At 67.2% G+C, this 15,895-nt stretch carries 13 protein-coding genes; 3 read left to right on the top strand and 10 right to left on the bottom strand.

From position 1 onward, the window contains the following. The 5 genes from pruA to cofH all read right to left on the bottom strand — a co-directional run bounded on the left by pruA (window position 1) and on the right by cofH (window position 6,513). Window positions 1–1,638, bottom strand: coding sequence for an L-glutamate gamma-semialdehyde dehydrogenase (gene pruA, locus ACFU4Z_RS19925; RefSeq protein ID WP_379065011.1), 1,638 nt, complete (start codon window positions 1,636–1,638; stop codon window positions 1–3). Window positions 1,639–1,708: 70 nt separating this feature from the next. Beyond that, window positions 1,709–2,038: a hypothetical protein gene (locus ACFU4Z_RS19920; RefSeq protein WP_379065009.1), complete on the bottom strand. Its 330-nt coding sequence runs from the start codon at window positions 2,036–2,038 to the stop codon at window positions 1,709–1,711. Window positions 2,039–2,236: 198 nt separating this feature from the next. Continuing rightward, on the bottom strand, window positions 2,237–3,343 hold the full coding sequence (gene dapC, locus ACFU4Z_RS19915; RefSeq protein WP_379065007.1) for a succinyldiaminopimelate transaminase: 1,107 nt from the start codon (window positions 3,341–3,343) through the stop codon (window positions 2,237–2,239). A gap of 9 nt (window positions 3,344–3,352) precedes the next feature. Next, window positions 3,353–3,676: a ferredoxin gene (fdxA, locus tag ACFU4Z_RS19910; protein ID WP_328405725.1), complete on the bottom strand. Its 324-nt coding sequence runs from the start codon at window positions 3,674–3,676 to the stop codon at window positions 3,353–3,355. Window positions 3,677–3,840: 164 nt separating this feature from the next. Continuing rightward, complete coding sequence (cofH, locus tag ACFU4Z_RS19905; RefSeq protein WP_379065004.1) at window positions 3,841–6,513, bottom strand: 5-amino-6-(D-ribitylamino)uracil--L-tyrosine 4-hydroxyphenyl transferase CofH; 2,673 nt, start codon at window positions 6,511–6,513, stop codon at window positions 3,841–3,843. 146 nt (window positions 6,514–6,659) lie between these two features. On the opposite strand from cofH, the gene ACFU4Z_RS19900 reads away from it, so the two are divergent. From ACFU4Z_RS19900 to ACFU4Z_RS19890, 3 genes are all read left to right on the top strand, one after another. Then, a complete protein-coding gene (locus ACFU4Z_RS19900; protein ID WP_379065003.1) occupies window positions 6,660–7,157 on the top strand; it encodes a PH domain-containing protein in 498 nt (165 codons plus the stop codon). Continuing rightward, on the top strand, window positions 7,154–8,761 hold the full coding sequence (locus ACFU4Z_RS19895) for a PH domain-containing protein (RefSeq protein ID WP_379065001.1): 1,608 nt from the start codon (window positions 7,154–7,156) through the stop codon (window positions 8,759–8,761). Before ACFU4Z_RS19900 ends, ACFU4Z_RS19895 begins: the two co-directional genes overlap by 4 nt. 105 nt (window positions 8,762–8,866) lie before the next feature. Next, complete coding sequence (locus tag ACFU4Z_RS19890) at window positions 8,867–10,705, top strand: APC family permease (RefSeq protein WP_379064999.1); 1,839 nt, start codon at window positions 8,867–8,869, stop codon at window positions 10,703–10,705. A gap of 79 nt (window positions 10,706–10,784) precedes the next feature. Here ACFU4Z_RS19890 and ACFU4Z_RS19885 read toward each other — a convergent pair whose 3' ends face one another. The 5 genes from ACFU4Z_RS19885 to ACFU4Z_RS19865 form a co-directional block, all read right to left on the bottom strand. Then, window positions 10,785–11,222: a hypothetical protein gene (locus tag ACFU4Z_RS19885; protein ID WP_379064997.1), complete on the bottom strand. Its 438-nt coding sequence runs from the start codon at window positions 11,220–11,222 to the stop codon at window positions 10,785–10,787. Further along, window positions 11,219–11,377 (bottom strand): hypothetical protein, encoded by a 159-nt coding sequence (locus ACFU4Z_RS19880; RefSeq protein WP_379064995.1) that lies wholly within the window; start codon window positions 11,375–11,377, stop codon window positions 11,219–11,221. Before ACFU4Z_RS19880 ends, ACFU4Z_RS19885 begins: the two co-directional genes overlap by 4 nt. Before the next feature lie 30 nt (window positions 11,378–11,407). Next, on the bottom strand, window positions 11,408–12,874 hold the full coding sequence (locus ACFU4Z_RS19875) for an amino acid permease (protein WP_379065389.1): 1,467 nt from the start codon (window positions 12,872–12,874) through the stop codon (window positions 11,408–11,410). A 78-nt stretch (window positions 12,875–12,952) separates the two neighbouring features. Continuing rightward, entirely contained in the window at window positions 12,953–13,828 is an 876-nt protein-coding gene (gene mshB / locus ACFU4Z_RS19870; RefSeq protein ID WP_379064993.1) for an N-acetyl-1-D-myo-inositol-2-amino-2-deoxy-alpha-D-glucopyranoside deacetylase, read from the bottom strand. Continuing rightward, a complete protein-coding gene (locus ACFU4Z_RS19865; RefSeq protein ID WP_379065387.1) occupies window positions 13,825–15,591 on the bottom strand; it encodes an ABC transporter family substrate-binding protein in 1,767 nt (588 codons plus the stop codon). The genes mshB and ACFU4Z_RS19865 overlap by 4 nt, the downstream gene beginning before the upstream one ends. Between the last annotated feature and the right edge of the window lie 304 nt (window positions 15,592–15,895).

Genomic DNA, 15,895 nt, shown 5'->3' with positions numbered 1-15,895 from the left:
CTACGCCTCCTCCATGTGCGGATACCGATAGTCCGTCGGCGGCACGAAGGTCTCCTTGATGGTGCGCGGCGACACCCACCGCAGCAGGTTCAGCGGCGACCCGGCCTTGTCGTCGGTGCCGGAGGCGCGTGCGCCGCCGAAGGGCTGCTGGCCGACCACCGCGCCGGTGGGCTTGTCATTGACATAGAAGTTGCCCGCCGCGAATCGCAGTGCGGCGGAGGCCTGTTCGATGGCGTGCCGGTCCTGGGCGAACACCGCGCCGGTCAGCGCGTACGGCGCCGCCGATTCCACCTCGGCGAGGATGGCCGCATAGGCCCCGGGTTCGGCGTCGTCGTAGACATACACCGACAGGATCGGCCCGAAATATTCGGTGGCGAACGACTCGTCGCGCGGATCGTCCACCAGCAGCACCGTCGGCCGCACGAACCACCCTTCACTGTCGTCGTACGCACCGCCCGCCGGGATGACGATACCTGCCGCCCGGGCTCGCTCGATGGCGGCCACGTTCTTGTCATAGGCGCGTCGATCGATCAGCGCGCCACCGAAATTCGACAGGTCGGTCACATCGCCGTAGGTCAATTCCCTGGTCAGCGTCAGGAAGTCGTCACCCATCGCACGCCACACGGATCGGGCGATGTACGCACGTGAGGCGGCCGAACACTTCTGCCCCTGATACTCGTAGGCGCCTCGAATCAGCGCGGTGCGCAATGCTTCCGGGTCGGCGGACGGGTGCGCGACGATGAAGTCCTTGCCGCCGGTCTCCCCGACCAGCCGCGGATACCCGTGGTAGCGGCCGATATTGGCGCCCACCCGTCCCCACAGGTGCTGAAAGGTCTTGGTGGATCCGGTGAAGTGAATGCCCGCCAGTCGCGGATCGGCCAGCGCCACTTCCGAGAGCTCGACGCCGCTGCCGGTCACCATATTGATCACCCCGGGCGGTAGGCCGGCCGCCTCGAGCAGCCGCATCGTGTAGAACGCCGACAGTGTCTGCGCCGACGACGGTTTCCACACCACGGTATTGCCCATCAGCGCGGGCGCGGTCGGCAGATTCCCGGCGATCGCGGTGAAATTGAACGGGGTTATCGCGTAGACGAAACCTTCCAGCGGCCGGTAGTCGAGCCGATTCCACACCCCCGCGCTCGACTCCGGCTGCTCCTGCAGAATCCCGCGCGCGAATGCCACATTGAACCGCCAGAAGTCGACCAGTTCGCACGGCGCGTCGATCTCGGCCTGCTGGGCCGTCTTCGACTGACCGAGCATGGTCGCGGCGGCGATGGTTTCCCGCCACGGCCCCGCGAGCAGATCGGCGGCCCGCAGGAAGATGGCGGCCCGCTCGTCGAACGGCAGCGTGCGCCAGCCGGGTGCGGCGGCCATCGCCGCATCGATCGCGCCGCGCGCTTCGGAGTGGGTGGTGTCGGTGTAGGTCCCGAGCACCTGGCGGTGTCGATGCGGCGCGACGATCGGGTGCCGCTCCCCGATGCCCGGCCGATGTTTACCCCCGATCACCAGCGGCACATCCACGGAGTCCGCGGAGATCTCGGCGAGTTCGGCAACCAGCGACTCCCGCTCACGACTACCCGGCGCGTAGGAATGCACCGGCTCATTGCCGGGGGTGGGGACAACCGTGACAGCGTCCATAAACCAGGCTAACGCCGTTCGCCGATGATCGTGCGTGATGGCGAGCCGTGTCGGCGAGCCGCGATGGCCGTCAGAACGGCGCCCGCTCCCACCACTGTTCGCTGGCCTCCTCGAAGGTGTGGTTCGGCCAGGAGACCTCCACCGACACCGTGTCGGGAAACCTCGTGCCCCGCGCCCGCGCGGCCACGGTGAACGGGGCCGCGGCATCGTGCGGCCGGAACACCAGCACACTGCCGTCGTCCCCGATCCGCCGCGCACCGACCTGCGTCGTCTTGGCGGCGAGGTAGCCGCCGACCTCATCGGCGCCCGCGTATTCCGAGAACCACACGATCAGTCCATCGTGATGGGTGCAGGTGATCTGCCGCAGCGGGACCGGATCACCCGGTTCGGCAGTGGGCACCGCCACCCCGGAGCAGCGCGCACCCCGCCAGGCCGTTGCAATCGGGCGTATCAGCTCGGGGATCCCTGCACGATGGAGATTGCTGTGTGTGCGGCGTCGCGGGCGGACGCGCCCCGGTCAACGCCGGTGCGCGCGGCGGTCGACAAAATGTTCGCCGGAGGTTCCGGTCGACCGGAATCCCGTGCGACAGAAGATGCTTCAGGCGGCGAGTCGCTGCGCCGCCGCCGCGATCCGCTCGTCGGTAGCGGTCAGCGCGATCCGCACGTGTTCGGCCCCGGCGGGCCCGTAGAAGTCGCCGGGAGCGGCGAGGATGCCACGGTCGGCCAACCAGTCCACAGTGGCGCGGCAGGATTCACCGCGAGTCGACCATAGGTACAGGCCCGCCTCCGAGTGATCGATACGGAAACCCGCCGCCAGCAAGGCATTCCGCATTACTTCACGCCGCGCGCGGTAGCGCTCGCGCTGCTGCGCCTCATGGGTGTCGTCACCGAGCGCGGCGGTCATCGCCGCCTGGATCGGGAAGGGGACCATCATGCCCGAATGCTTGCGCACCTCGAGCAACTCGGCGACCAGTGCGGGATCGCCCGCCACGAAACCGGCGCGGTAACTGGCCAGGTTCGAGGTCTTCGACAGCGAGTGGATGGCGAGCAAGCCGGTGTGGTCGCCGTCGCACACCTCGTGGTCGAGCAGCGAAACCGCCCGGCCCTCCCAGGTCAGACCGAGGTAGCACTCGTCGGAGGCCACGATCGCACCGCGCTCGCGGGCATAGGTCACGACCTTGCGCAGGTGCTCGACACCGAGTACGCGTCCGGTCGGATTCGACGGTGAGTTCACGTAGATCAGCGCGGGTGATCGTGGGCCGAGCTGCGTCAGCCCGTCCGCCCGTGCGATCTGCGCACCGGCCAGCAGCGCACCCACCTCATAGGTCGGGTAGGCGACCTCCGGAATGACGACCAGATCGTCGCCACCGAGCCCCAGCAGCCGCGGCAGTCCCGCGATCAATTCCTTGGTGCCGATCGCGGGCAGCACGGCCGCCGGATCGATGCCGGTGATGCCGAAGCGTCGTTTGAGTGCGTCGACCGCGGCGGTGCGCAGCTCCAGCGTGCCGTGGGTGGTCGGGTAGCCCGGGACCTCGGCCACCGAGCTCAGCGCGGCGCGGATCAGCGGGGCGACCGGATCGACCGGAGTCCCGACCGAAAGGTCGACGATCCCGCCGGGGTGCGCCGCCGCCTTCGCTTTCACCGAAGCGATGGTGTCCCAAGGGAAATCGGGCAGCAGACTGCTGACCCGGCCACGCAATGACACGTCAGGAACTCACTCACTCGCCATCGGGGGCAGTTCTTTGATGAAAGCCGGGTCGTAATCCACCTTGCCGACCTTCGTCGCGCCCCCGGGCGAACCGAGCTCGTCGAAGAAGTCGACGTTGGCGTTCACGTAGCCGACCCACTGGTCCGGGGTGTCGTCCTCGTAGAAGATCGCCTCCACCGGGCACACCGGTTCACATGCACCACAGTCCACGCACTCGTCGGGATGGATGTACAGCATGCGACCACCCTCGTAGATGCAATCCACGGGGCATTCCTCGATGCATGCCTTGTCCTTCACGTCAACGCACGGTTCAGCGATGATGTACGGCACTGCCGCTCTCCTAGTCTGTCCTCACCTGCGGGGATAGTCCGCCCGGCGTCACCCTATCCCGGCAGCCGAGGTTACTCCTGGTCAGTCTGCCCTAACTAACTTTGTTCGCACACCACGGGTGATGTGCGAACCCCTTGCGTCCGCGTCGTTGCGGCTCCTCGGGACTACCCCACCGACAGCGGCAGGACCGACATCTTGTGTTGTGGGACACCATAGGTGGTGGTGCGCTCGCGGACCGGGCGGCCGATGCCTTCGGCGATCTCGGTGAGTTCCGCGACCGTTTTGGCCGAGCCGTGCTGGGAGCCGGCCATGCGAGAGATTGTCTCCTCCATCAACGTACCCCCCAAATCGTTCGCGCCACCGTTGAGCATCATTCTGGTGCCCGCTGTGCCGAGTTTCACCCAGCTGGTCTGGATGTTATCGATCCGGCCGTGCAGCATGATCCGCGCAAGCGCGTGAGCCGCGCGGTTGTCCCGGATGGTCGGACCCGGCCGCGCCGCGCCCGCCAAGTACAGCGGTGAGCTCTGGTGCACGAAGGGCAACAGCACGAATTCGGTGAAACCACCTGTCTCGTCCTGGATTCCGCGCAGCACCCGCAGATGCCCGACCCAGTGCTTCGGGTTGTCGACGTGGCCGTACATCATCGTGGAGCTGGAGCGCAGGCCCACCTGGTGTGCGGTCGTGATCACCTCGACCCACGCCGAGGTCGGCAGTTTGCCCTTGGTGAGCACCCAGCGCACCTCGTCGTCGAGGATTTCCGCGGCCGTGCCGGGAATGGTGTCGAGCCCGGCCTCCTTCAGCGCGACCAGCCAGTCACGAATGCTCTGCCCGCCCCGGGAAGCGCCGTTGACGATCTCCATCGGGCTGAAGGCGTGCACATGCATCGACGGCACCCGCTGCTTGATCGCCCGCACGAGATCGGCATAACCGGTGACCGGCAGCTCGGGGTCGATGCCGCCCTGCATGCAGATCTCGGTGGCGCCGTCGACGTGCGCCTCCCAGGCCCGGTCGGCAACCTCGTCCATGCTCAGGGTGAAGGCATCGGCATCCCCCTTACGCTGGGCGAACGCGCAGAAACGGCAACCGGTGTAGCAGATATTGGTGAAGTTGATGTTCCGGTTCACCACGTAGGTGACCTCGTCGCCGTTGACATCACGCCGCAGCTGATCGGCCAGCGCCGCCACCGCCTCGAGCGCGGGTCCCTCGGCGGTCGCCAGCGCCAGATACTCGGCGTCGGTGAGGCCGGCCGGGTCCTGCTCCGCCGAGCGCAACGCGGCGAGGACCTCGGAATCGAGCCGCTCCGGCGCCGTGACCGCGAGATCGCGCGCCTGCTCCCGAATGGTGTCCCAATCGCCGAAAGCGCCGACGATATCGGTGTCGGAGCGGCGTTCACGGGACCCTTCGTGCTTACCTGGGCTGCCGCCTCCGGGCCCGTCGCTCACGCCGCTGCCGAGAGCGGCGTCGCTTCGGCTCTCGGTGATACGGCCGTCGGTGTCGATCGAGGTGTTCAGATCCACCCGGCCGGCCGACTCCCAGGACTCGTCCGGCTCCTGCCAGGGCAATCCGACCGGCATCGCATCCGGGTTCGCCAGGCCGGTGGCCGGATCGGTCAGCGCGGCAACGTGCGCACCGATGCGCGGGTCGACCCACGGGTTGCCCGCCCGCACATACTTCGGGTGCGCCGAGGTCCGTTCGACGAGCTGGTAACCGGCGGCCTCGGTGATCTCGCGCAGGGTGTCCAGGTTCGGCCACGGCCGCTCCGGGTTCACGTGGTCGGGGGTGACCGGCGATACGCCGCCCCAGTCGTCGATGCCCGCATCGATCAACGCCCGGCATTCCTCGTGTGACACCAGATTGGGGGGCGCCTGCACCGGAACGTCGGGGCCGAGCAGCAACCGTGTCACCGCGATGGTGGCACGGAACTCCTCGAGCCCCGCGTCGGGGACATCGCGCATGGCGGTGTCGTCCTTGGCACGGAAGTTCTGGATGATCACTTCCTGGATGTGCCCGAAAGCCTTGTGCTGCTTACGGATCGCCATGATCGACTCGGCCCGCTCCGACAGCGTCTCGCCGATGCCGACCAGAATGCCGGTGGTGTAGGGCACCGAGAGCCTGCCCGCATCGGTGATGGCGCGCAGCCGGACCGCGGGATCTTTGTCCGGACTTCCGTAGTGGCACTGGCCTTTTTCGGTGAACAGCCGGGTGGAGGTGGTCTCCAGCATCATGCCCATCGACTGCGCGACCGGCTTGAGCCTGGAGATTTCCTCCCACGACATGACGCCGGGGTTCAGATGCGGCAGCAGCCCGGTCTCCTCCAGCACCATGATCGATACGGCGCGCAGATAGTCCAGGGTGGAGTCGTAGCCGCGCTCGTCGAGCCACTGCGCGGCCTCCGGCCAGCGGTCTTCCGGACGATCGCCGAGGGTGAACAACGCCTCCTTACAACCCAGCGCAGCACCCTGGCGAGCGATGTCGAGGACCTCGTCGGGCTCCAGGAACATGCCCTTGCCCTCGGCGCGCAGCTTGCCGGGCACGGTGACGAAGGTGCAGTAGTGACACTTGTCCCGACACAACCGGGTCAGCGGTATGAACACGTTGCGCGAATAGCTGATGGTCTTCGGCCGACCCGCCGACTCCAGCCCGGCGTCGCGGACCCTGGCCGCACTCCGGCTCAGATCGACCAGGTCCTCGCCGCGCGCGTGCAACAGCACCGCGGCTTCGTCGACATTCAGCGTCACGCCGTCGCGAGCCCGCCGCAGCGCGCGGCGCATGGCCGACGGCGTTGGCGGTGCGGGCGGGACACTCGGGGTCGCTAGCTCGATCACGCCCTCGATCATGCGCTAATCATCCCGGACTGTCTCCCTCCAGTGCTTGTGACCGTTGCCAACTGCACGATGGAGCGCACTATTCCTTTGCCGCGCCGCAGGTTTATTCCCGTGCAGGCCGACGCGCTTTCGGGCCAGTTCATGCAACCATGTCAAGCATGTCGCAGCCGCGCACGATCATGGCCGACCCGGCCTGGCGCCCGAGCCCCAGAGCGAAACTCTTGTGGACCCTGCAGGCCGCGATGGCCTGGATCGTTCCGATGGTCGCTCTGATCATCTGGGCGCTCGTCGACTCGGGACACCGCGCGGCACAGCTCGCGGTGTTCGCCGTGGCAGCGGTGCTCGCACTCTTCAGCATCGCCGTGGTGCCGCTATGGAGGTATGCGGTGCATCGGTGGGAGGTCACCGACGAGGCCGTGTACACCCGGGTCGGTTGGCTGACCCAGGAGAGCCGGGTCGCGCCGATCTCCAGAGTGCAGACGGTGGACACCGAGCGCGGGCCGTTGGAGCGGCTGCTCGGCCTCGCCACGGTGACCGTGACGACCGCCTCATCGGCGGGAGCGGTACAGATCTCCGCGCTCGACCTGCCGGTGGCCGAGCAGACCGTCACCCGGCTGGCCGAAATCGCGGCGCTACACCGCGGCGACGCGACATGACCGACCCGGTGCCACCCGCGGCGGCCGGGCCCGACCCACAGCCGGGTCAACCGTGGCTACGGCTCGACAAGCGAATGCTGCTGGTGCACCCCGTCACCGAGGTGATCAAGTTCATCCCGGTGCTGATCGGTTCGGTGATCCTGGGCACCAGCAGCGGTAATCACGGGTGGAGCGTCATCCCCTTGGCGCTGATCGTCGGATTCGCGCTCACCCGCTGGTTCACCACCACCTACCGGGTCGGCCCGACCCATATCGAGTTGCGCACCGGATTGATTCAACGCAAGAAGCTCTCGGTGCCGCGCCCACGGATCCGCTCGGTCGATATCGAGGCCGACCTGCTGCACCGGGCCCTCGGGTTGGCGGTACTCGCGATAGGCACGGGTCAGCACGCGGAATCGGGGGAGAAATTCAAGCTCGACGCGTTGGACGCACGGGTGGTGCCGGGGCTGCGCGCCGCCCTGCTCGCCCACACCGCCACCGCGAGCGCACCGAACGCTGTTGCCGGATCGCAGGTTCCGCACTCCACGGACCCCGCCGACATCCTCCGGAAAAGCCTGCCGGAGAACGCATCCGGCGATCTGCCGAGGCCACGCGGCGCCAGGGAGATCGGACACTGGCAGGCGAGTTGGGTGCGCTACGCACCACTGTCGCTGACCGGGTTCGCGATCATCGCACCCGTCGTGGGTCTGGCGTTCCAGTACGGGCTCGGCCAGACGCTGTTCAACTCGAATGCGGTGCACAACATCGAGGACGGCAGCACCGTCTTCCTCGCGGTCGCCGGGGTGCTGCTGTTGCTCGCGATCGTCATCGTGGTCAGCCTCACCTCCTGCGCCCGTTATCTCACAACATATTTCGGCCTTCGGGTGCTCGATGACGGTCGCACGCTACAGCTGCGCCACGGACTGTTCACCACCCGCCAGACCACCCTGGACCGCGCCCGCTTCCGCGGCGCCACCGTCAACGAGCCGCTGCTGCTGCGCCTGGCGGGGGCAGGCGAACTCGAAGCCATCATGGTCGGCGACAACCCGCGTCAGAAGATCCTGCCGCAGGCTCCGCGCGCGGCTGTCGAGCACACGCTCGCGCAACTGCTCGCGCCCCGCGCCGCCGCGGCCGAGGTCGGACCGAGCGAGCTCGGCACCGCACCGCTGGCGGCGCACGGACCGGTCGCCCGTCGCCGCAGGCACTCGAGGGCCTTGCTGCCGGTCCTGCTCGTCGGGATCGCCATGGTCATCGTTTCCGTTGCGGGAGTGGAGTATTCGGCGTGGTGGTGGCTACTGCCCGCCGTCATGGCGATCATCGCCACCGCCTTGGCCGAGGACCGGTACCGCGGCCTCGGCCACGCTGTCCTCCCGGCCACCGAGAGCAGCCCTACCTGGCTGATCACCCGCGCGGGTTCACTCGACCGCGACCGCGACTGCCTGGAAGCCCCCGGTGTCATCGGCTGGACCGTCCGCCAATCCTTGTGGCAACGCCGTGCGGGCGTGGCCAGCGTTGTCGCCGCCTCCGCCGCGGGCAAGAAGCGCTACCTCGTGATCGATATCCCCCTCGACCGAGCCTGGCCCCTCATCGAATCGGTCACCCCGGGTCTCCTCGGCGCCCGCTGAAAGCCGGTCGACGCCACACGGCGCACGGGGTGTCCGGTGATTTCGGCGCGGTTTCGGTGGTGTCGCTGAGTAGTTGCCGAGCGTGGGCCGCGTTGAATGGTGCGTGTGGTCGAGACGATGCGGTCGGAGTCGCAGGAGCCTCGGATAGTCGATCGCCGGATGCGGCGGCACCAGCGTGGCGACAAGTATCGACTGACCGCGATCGGCGGTCTGGCGGCGTTGTCGCTGGATGCGTTGTCCAGTGTGGCTTACGGGCCGGAAGCGATCGTGCTGGTGCTCATCGCGGCGGGCGCGGCGGCGGTCTCGTGGACGCTGCCGGTTTCGCTGGCGATCGCGGCACTGTTGCTGGTGCTGGTTCTCTCCTACCGGCAGGTGATCGCGGTGCATCCGGACGGCGGTGGTTCGTATGCGGTGGCTAAGAAGAGTCTCGGTCGTGGCGCCAGTCTGCTCGCGGCGGCCGGCCTGGTCATCGACTATGTGCTCACCGTCGCGGTGAGCCTCGCCGCCGGTGCGGCCAGCCTGGCCAGCGCGTTTCCAGTGCTGGCTGATCATCTGCTCCTCATCACGCTGATCGGGCTCGCGGTGCTGACCGTGATCAACCTGGTCGGGGTGGCCGAATCGGCGAAAGTGCTGATGGGGCCGGCGCTACTGTTCGTCGTCGCGATCTTCGCGGTGATCGTGGTCGGACTGGCGCGCACGGAGCCGGTCGCCGTCATCGGCGTCGACCGGGGACCGATCGTGCCGATCGACGCCATCGGGATTGTGCTGTTGCTCAAGGCATTCTCCGCAGGCTGCTCGGCGCTGACCGGGGTCGAGGCGATCGCCAACGCGGTGCCGTCGTTCCGGACGCCTGCGGTGCGACGAGCCCAGCACACCGAGGTCGGCTTGGGCGTGCTGCTGTGCGGGATGCTGCTCGGTCTCGCCGTGCTGATCCGCCAGCATCACACGGTTCCGCGTGACGACGTCACCCTGCTCGCGCAGCTGTCGGCAGCGGCATTCGGCACCGGCTGGCCGTTCTACGTCACCAATCTCGCGGTCACCCTGGCGCTGTGCCTCGCCGCGAACACCAGCTTCGGCGGACTGCCGGTACTGCTTTCGCTGCTGGCGAAGGACCATCGGGTCGCGCACCTGTTCGCCTTGCGCTCCGAACGGCCGGTGTTCCGTTACGGCGTCGGAGCGCTTGCGGTTGTGGCCGCAACCGTGCTGATCATTGTGGATGCCGAAACCCACCGGCTGCTGCCGGTGTATGCGGTCGGGGTTTTCATCGGCTTCACCATCAGCCAAACCGGGCTGGTCCGGCATTGGCGCGCACAACGCGGAACCGGCTGGCTGCCGCGCGCCGCGCTCAATGGCTTCGGCGCCGTTCTCACCGCGGTGGCCGCCGTGGTGCTGCTCGCCGAGAAATTCACCGAGGGCGCGTGGCTGCTGGTGATCATCCTGCCCGCATTGATCTTTCTGTTCGCCCGCACCGAAAGCTATTACGGGAGTGTCGCCGAACAGCTCAGCCTCGGCCGAATTCCCGCGCTCCCACCGCAATCCCCCGACCCGGAACCCATGCTGATCGTGGTCCCGGTGGTCGCGGTCAGCGAAGTCACCGCACGCGCGCTGCGCACCGCCCAAGCGATGAACGGCGAAATCGTCGCCGTCGCGGCGGAAATCGACCCAGCCTCCACCCGCCGCCTGAGCCGCCAATGGAAAGAATGGAACCCCGGCGTCCCCCTCACCGTGCTGCCGTGCCCGCACCGCAGCCTCGTCGCCACCCTCGTCGGGTACATCCGCAACCAAACCCGCTACGGCCGCCAGGTGATGGTCCTACTGGCCCAAGTGGAGGCCCACCGCTGGTGGCACCGACCGCTGCACAACCCGCGCGGCCCTGTCCTCGCCGCCGCGCTGCGCGCCCGCACCGACGCCGTCATAGCCACCCTCGCGGTACGACTGGATTGACGGGTCCGCAATGCGCCCTCGGTCGACGTGCCGGGGGCGGCCGAAGCGTGACTCGTATCGCCAACGGCGGCAGCAATACTCAGTGACTACCGGACAGCCCCGAATTGAGCCGGAAGTACAGATACCCGAGCGGCGGCACCAGCCCGCAGAACAAGAGAAGCGCTGTGCGCCAATCGCTTCCGAGCATGATATCGCCGCCGGGCCCGCTCACCGAGCAGAGCAGAAAGCCGAAAGTCCATGCGGCGATGGGCAGGATCGCGAACCCGACGCGGGTGGTCACCGCGCGAACGCCCATGACGAGCAGCACATTGATCACACCGGCCAGCACGGCGGAGAGCGGGAACGCCACCGCGCCGAGGTAGGTCGGCAGGTAGAGCACCTCGAGGGCGAGGGTGATCAACGCATCGAGCACCAGCAGGGTGATGATCACCGGCGCCAGGGACTCCAGGCCCCGCTTGCCGTAGCTCGACTGTGCCGGGGCACGATCGTCGGCGCTGTGGTCGACGGCTGCCCTCACGCGACGGGCGGGAAGCCGAGAAGGGTCAGCAGATGGCTCTGCATATCGACGAACGCGTACAGCACCGACATATAGATGTCGTGCTGGTGCTGCGCACCGGGGCGCAGGCTGTCCACGAAGCCCGCGATCGCGTTCTGCAGGTCCCAGTTGTACATAGATATCGAGTCTATTCCGGCCGCGTCGGTTCAGTCACCGTCGATCGGGATGTTGGCCACGACCGGATATTCACCGGTGTAGCCCCTGCGTTCCTCGGCGATCGCGAGCACTCGCCTTCGGGCGGCGAACCAGCCGATGATCAGCGCCGGAATGATCAGCGCCAGCGAGGCGACGGTCCACGTGCCCACCGGATAGTCACAGCCGGTGAGGACCACCACGAAGAACAGGAAGGCCAGTGTGGCCAGGCCGGTGTAGGGCGCGCCGAACATCTGGAACGACGGCCGCTGCAGCTTGCCCTGCTTGGACCAGCGCCACAGTTGCAGCTGAGCGAGCACGATGGTGGCCCAGGAGGCGATGATGCCGAGCGAGGCCAGGTTCAGCACGATCTCGAAGGCGCGGTCGGGCACGATCCCGTTCAACGCGATGCCGCACAGCGCGATCAGGCTGGTGAGCAGGATGCCGCCGTAGGGAACGCCGTTGCGGCCCATCACGCCGGTGAACTTCGGTGCACTGCCGTTCATCGACATCGACCGCAGAATGCGACCTGTCGAATACAGACCCGCGTTCAGGCTGGAGAAGGCCGCGGTCAGCACGACGAGGTTCATCACGCTGCCGATGCCCGGCACGCCAAGCAAGGTGAAGAAGGTGACGAACGGGCTCTCCTTGGCCGTGTAGCTGGTGTAGGGCAGCAGCAGCCCGAGCAGCACCAGCGAACCGACGTAAAAGACCGCGATGCGCAGGATCACCGAGTTGATGGCGCGGGGCATGATCGCGGCCGGGTTCTCGGTCTCCCCCGCCGCGGTGCCGACCAGCTCGACGGCGGCGTAAGCGAATACGACGCCGGAGGTGACCACGACCAGCGGCAGGATCCCGGTCGGGAACAGGCCGCCGCTGTCGGTGATCACGCTCGTCCCGGTCGGGTTGCCCTGCACAGTGAACCGGCCGAGCAGGAAGATCGTGCCGACGATCAGGAAGGCGCTCAGCGCGAACACCTTCACCAGCGCGGCCCAGAATTCCATCTCGCCGAACCACTTCACCGACATCAGATTGACGCCGAGCACAAGGACCAGCGCGATGAGCGCGAGCAGCCACTGCGGGATATGTGAAAATCCTGCCCAATAGTGAAAATACTGAGCAATCGCCGTGGTGTCGGCGATCCCGGTCATGGACCAGTTCAGAAAGTACATCCAGCCCGCGACGAACGCGGCCTTCTCACCGAAGAACTCGCGCGCGTAGGACACGAAAGAACCCGATGAGGGCCGGTGCAGCACCAGCTCACCGAGCGCGCGCAGAATGAAGAAAACGAAGATCCCGCACACCGCGTACACCAGAAAAAGACCTGGTCCCGCACTCTCGAGCCGCCCGCCCGCACCCAGAAAGAGGCCGGTGCCGATGGCGCCGCCGATCGCGATCATCTGGAGCTGACGTGGCTTGAGACTCTTGTGGTACCCGTCGTCTTCGATGTTGAGGTGAGCCTTGTCGCCGACCGCTGTCATGAACTGCTGAGCCTCCACGTCGATGTCCGAAATCACGAAGACGGTACCCGGCGCATCAATCCCGCATCACAGCAACCCTCAGGCAATACCGGTGAACAGGTCGTGTTCGCGCCCGTCGGAGCCGACAACACCGCGTTGCCCGCGCACGAGCACGTAGTGCTCCTCCGGCAGCACCGGCTGCGCGACATTATTGGATAGCGCGAATTCCCGCCCCGTCGGCGCCACCATCACTTGCGTTGCATGTGCCCGCAGCGCCGCGCGCTTGGCCGCGAGCGAATCGGACACGTCGATCGTCGTGGTCACCGTGTGGCTCGGCACACTGGCGAGCTCCCCAACCGCGGGAAGCAGCCAGCCGGGCGGCAACGCGCCAGGCAACCCCTCGACCGTGCGCCGCGCGAGGGTTTCGGTATGCAGGCGCAGCATCTCGTCATCGGTGACGGTCCAATAGAACTTCGGAGTGTCCCAACCTCGGTCGGCAGCCGCATGCACCGCGGCCGTGGTGATCTGATGGGCTCGAATATGGTCGGGGTGGCCGTAGCCGCCTCGGGGGTCGTAGCCGATCACGACCCGCGGCCGCAGCTCGAGCAGCACCTCGGTCAGCGCGTCCACCGCTTCGGCGCCGGAGTGGATGAAGGCGCGCGGATTCTCCGCCGCCGGAGTGCCCGCCATGCCCGAGTCACGCCAGCGGCCCGCGCCGCCCAGGAAACGTGGCGGTCCCGCACCCAGCGCGGCGAGCGCACCGGTGAGTTCCAGCACGCGGTAGCCGCCGAGTTGGTCGGCGCGGTCGGCGGTCAGCTGCGCCCACCGGTCGCCGATCACTTCGCCCTCTTCACCGAGGGTGCAGGTCACCACCGTGACCGGCACACCCCGCCGTCGGTAGTGCGCGATCGTGCCCCCGGTGGTGATGGATTCGTCGTCCGGGTGGGCGTGGACAAGCAGCAACCCACCGGTCATGGAATCCTGCGCCACATCGCCGCGTCACCGAAGATGCCGACCTGGATGGCACCGCTGAGGGAAGCGCCGTCGACCCGAGGACCGGACGCGGCAACCACGTTGTCCTGCACGATCGGCAGCACCGTCGCCAGACCCCACAACTTCGGCTCGGCGTCGGCAAGCACACGGCCCACTTCGATGCCGCGCAGCGCTTCGTCGATCGCGGGCTGCAGCGTGGGATCGCAGATACCCGACACATTGCTCGGTGCCTTCTTGGCCGCTTCGGCGGTGGCCTGTGAATTCCCGTTGCTCGCAGAATTTTCCACGGGCGGACAACCGTAACGCGAGGCGAGCACGGTGGCTGGGTCCGAGCCCGCGACTTCCCAGCCGACGATCGCGTCGACCGCGCCCTCGGTCAAGTCCTTGCCGTAGAGAGTGTCCGCGGCGACGTTGCGGACGCTGGCATCGATTCCGGCACTGCGCAATTGATCTGCTGCCGTATTCGCCACCGCGATGGCGGTAGCGTCACCGGTGGCCGCGCCAATTCGAATCGCCAGCGCCTTACCATTTTTCACGAGCGGGCGCGGGCGCGGCGCCGGCGAGGTCGGTGAGGTGACCGGCGGCGGTTCCGGCGCCCGCGCGTAGCCCGCCTCGCCGAGCAGCGCAAAGGCTTCGTCCGTGGTGGGCCGCAGTGGCGCGGTGGGTGCGTAGCCAGGGTCCGACGGAGTGAGGATCTGCGCACGCACCGGCTCTACCCAGCCGCCGGTCTGCGCACCGACCGTGGCGAGCAGAGCCGGATCGAGCAGCGCGAGCACACCGTGACGGACCCGGGGATCGCTGAGATCGCCGCTGCGCCCGTTCAATACGAACTGCAGCTCTCGCGACTGGGGCATGATCGCAGTGCGCACCGAAGGGATCGCGGCCAGCTGCGCCTGGGTCGCGATACCCCCATGCACCAGTGTCATCTGGGCGTCGCCGGTGCGCAGCGAATCGGCGAGCTGTGCGGGAGTTCCGCCGCGGCGCAACAGGATCTGATCGGGAGCAGCGGGCGTTCCCCAGTACCTGTCATTGCGTTCGAGCAGGATCTCGTCACGCCCCCGGTCGACCGATTTGATGTCGAAGTTGCCGCCCGACACCGGGATTCGCTCGACAAGTCCGTTGGCAAAGCCACCGGGCACATCCTTCACCAGATGCGAGGGCAGCAGGTTCGAGAACAGCTCACGCCAGGCCGGATACGGCGCGGTCAACGTCACGGTGACGGTCTTGCCGCCACCGGAGGAACTCACATCCGAGATGAGCCGATAGCCAGCGGGGTCGACGACACCGGGCTGAGTGATCATCTGCTGCCACAGGAACCGGAAGTCCTCTGCGGCGATCGGCGCACCATCCGACCAGTTCGCCTGATTGCGCAGCTGATAGGTGATGGTGAAGGGGTCCTGCGCGGTGACATCGGCGGACACCACCAGAGCCATGTCCGGCACCCACTCGGTGGCGCCGGGCACGGCCGGACTCGGCACCGGACGGAACGGACTTGGGAGCACCATCGAACTCACCGCCGCTGTGGCAGGTGACTGATCGGACCGCAGATGCGGGTTGAAACCGATCCCGATGTCGTCGATCGCCACCACGACGGTGTTCTTGCCAGGTTTCGCCGGCGTCGTCTTGGGACTGTCGGTGCTTTCGATCGGAGGTGGCGGATTCGCAGTGCAGCCAGCGCCCACCGTGATGGAGATGGCCGCGATAACCAGCGCTGCGCGCACCCTTGCACGTCGTCTTGCCGCCAAGCTCACGATCCGCACTCTACCTTGGCGACAAGGCGGCCAGATCCCGCGCCTCAGGCAAGTTTCAGCGCCGGCCGCGACGGGCAATCATAAAGTCCTACAGCGGAATGGCGGAAGCCTGGCCTCCAGCTGATACCGCGTCGAGCGGTGATAATCATCAGGCTCTGCATTTCGCTGATGCTCCACATGTAGCTACACGAAATCCATTGCGCGACAAGCGTCGCGATCCTTGAATAGAACTGGGGAGCGAACCATTCTCATGATTCGCTCCCCAGTGTCTTTCGGTACATCGCCAGGAGTACGCGAC

The organism is Nocardia sp. NPDC057440, from assembly GCF_042802915.1.
GTDB lineage: Bacteria > Actinomycetota > Actinomycetes > Mycobacteriales > Mycobacteriaceae > Nocardia.
This window is presented reverse-complemented; position numbering and strand designations above follow the sequence as displayed.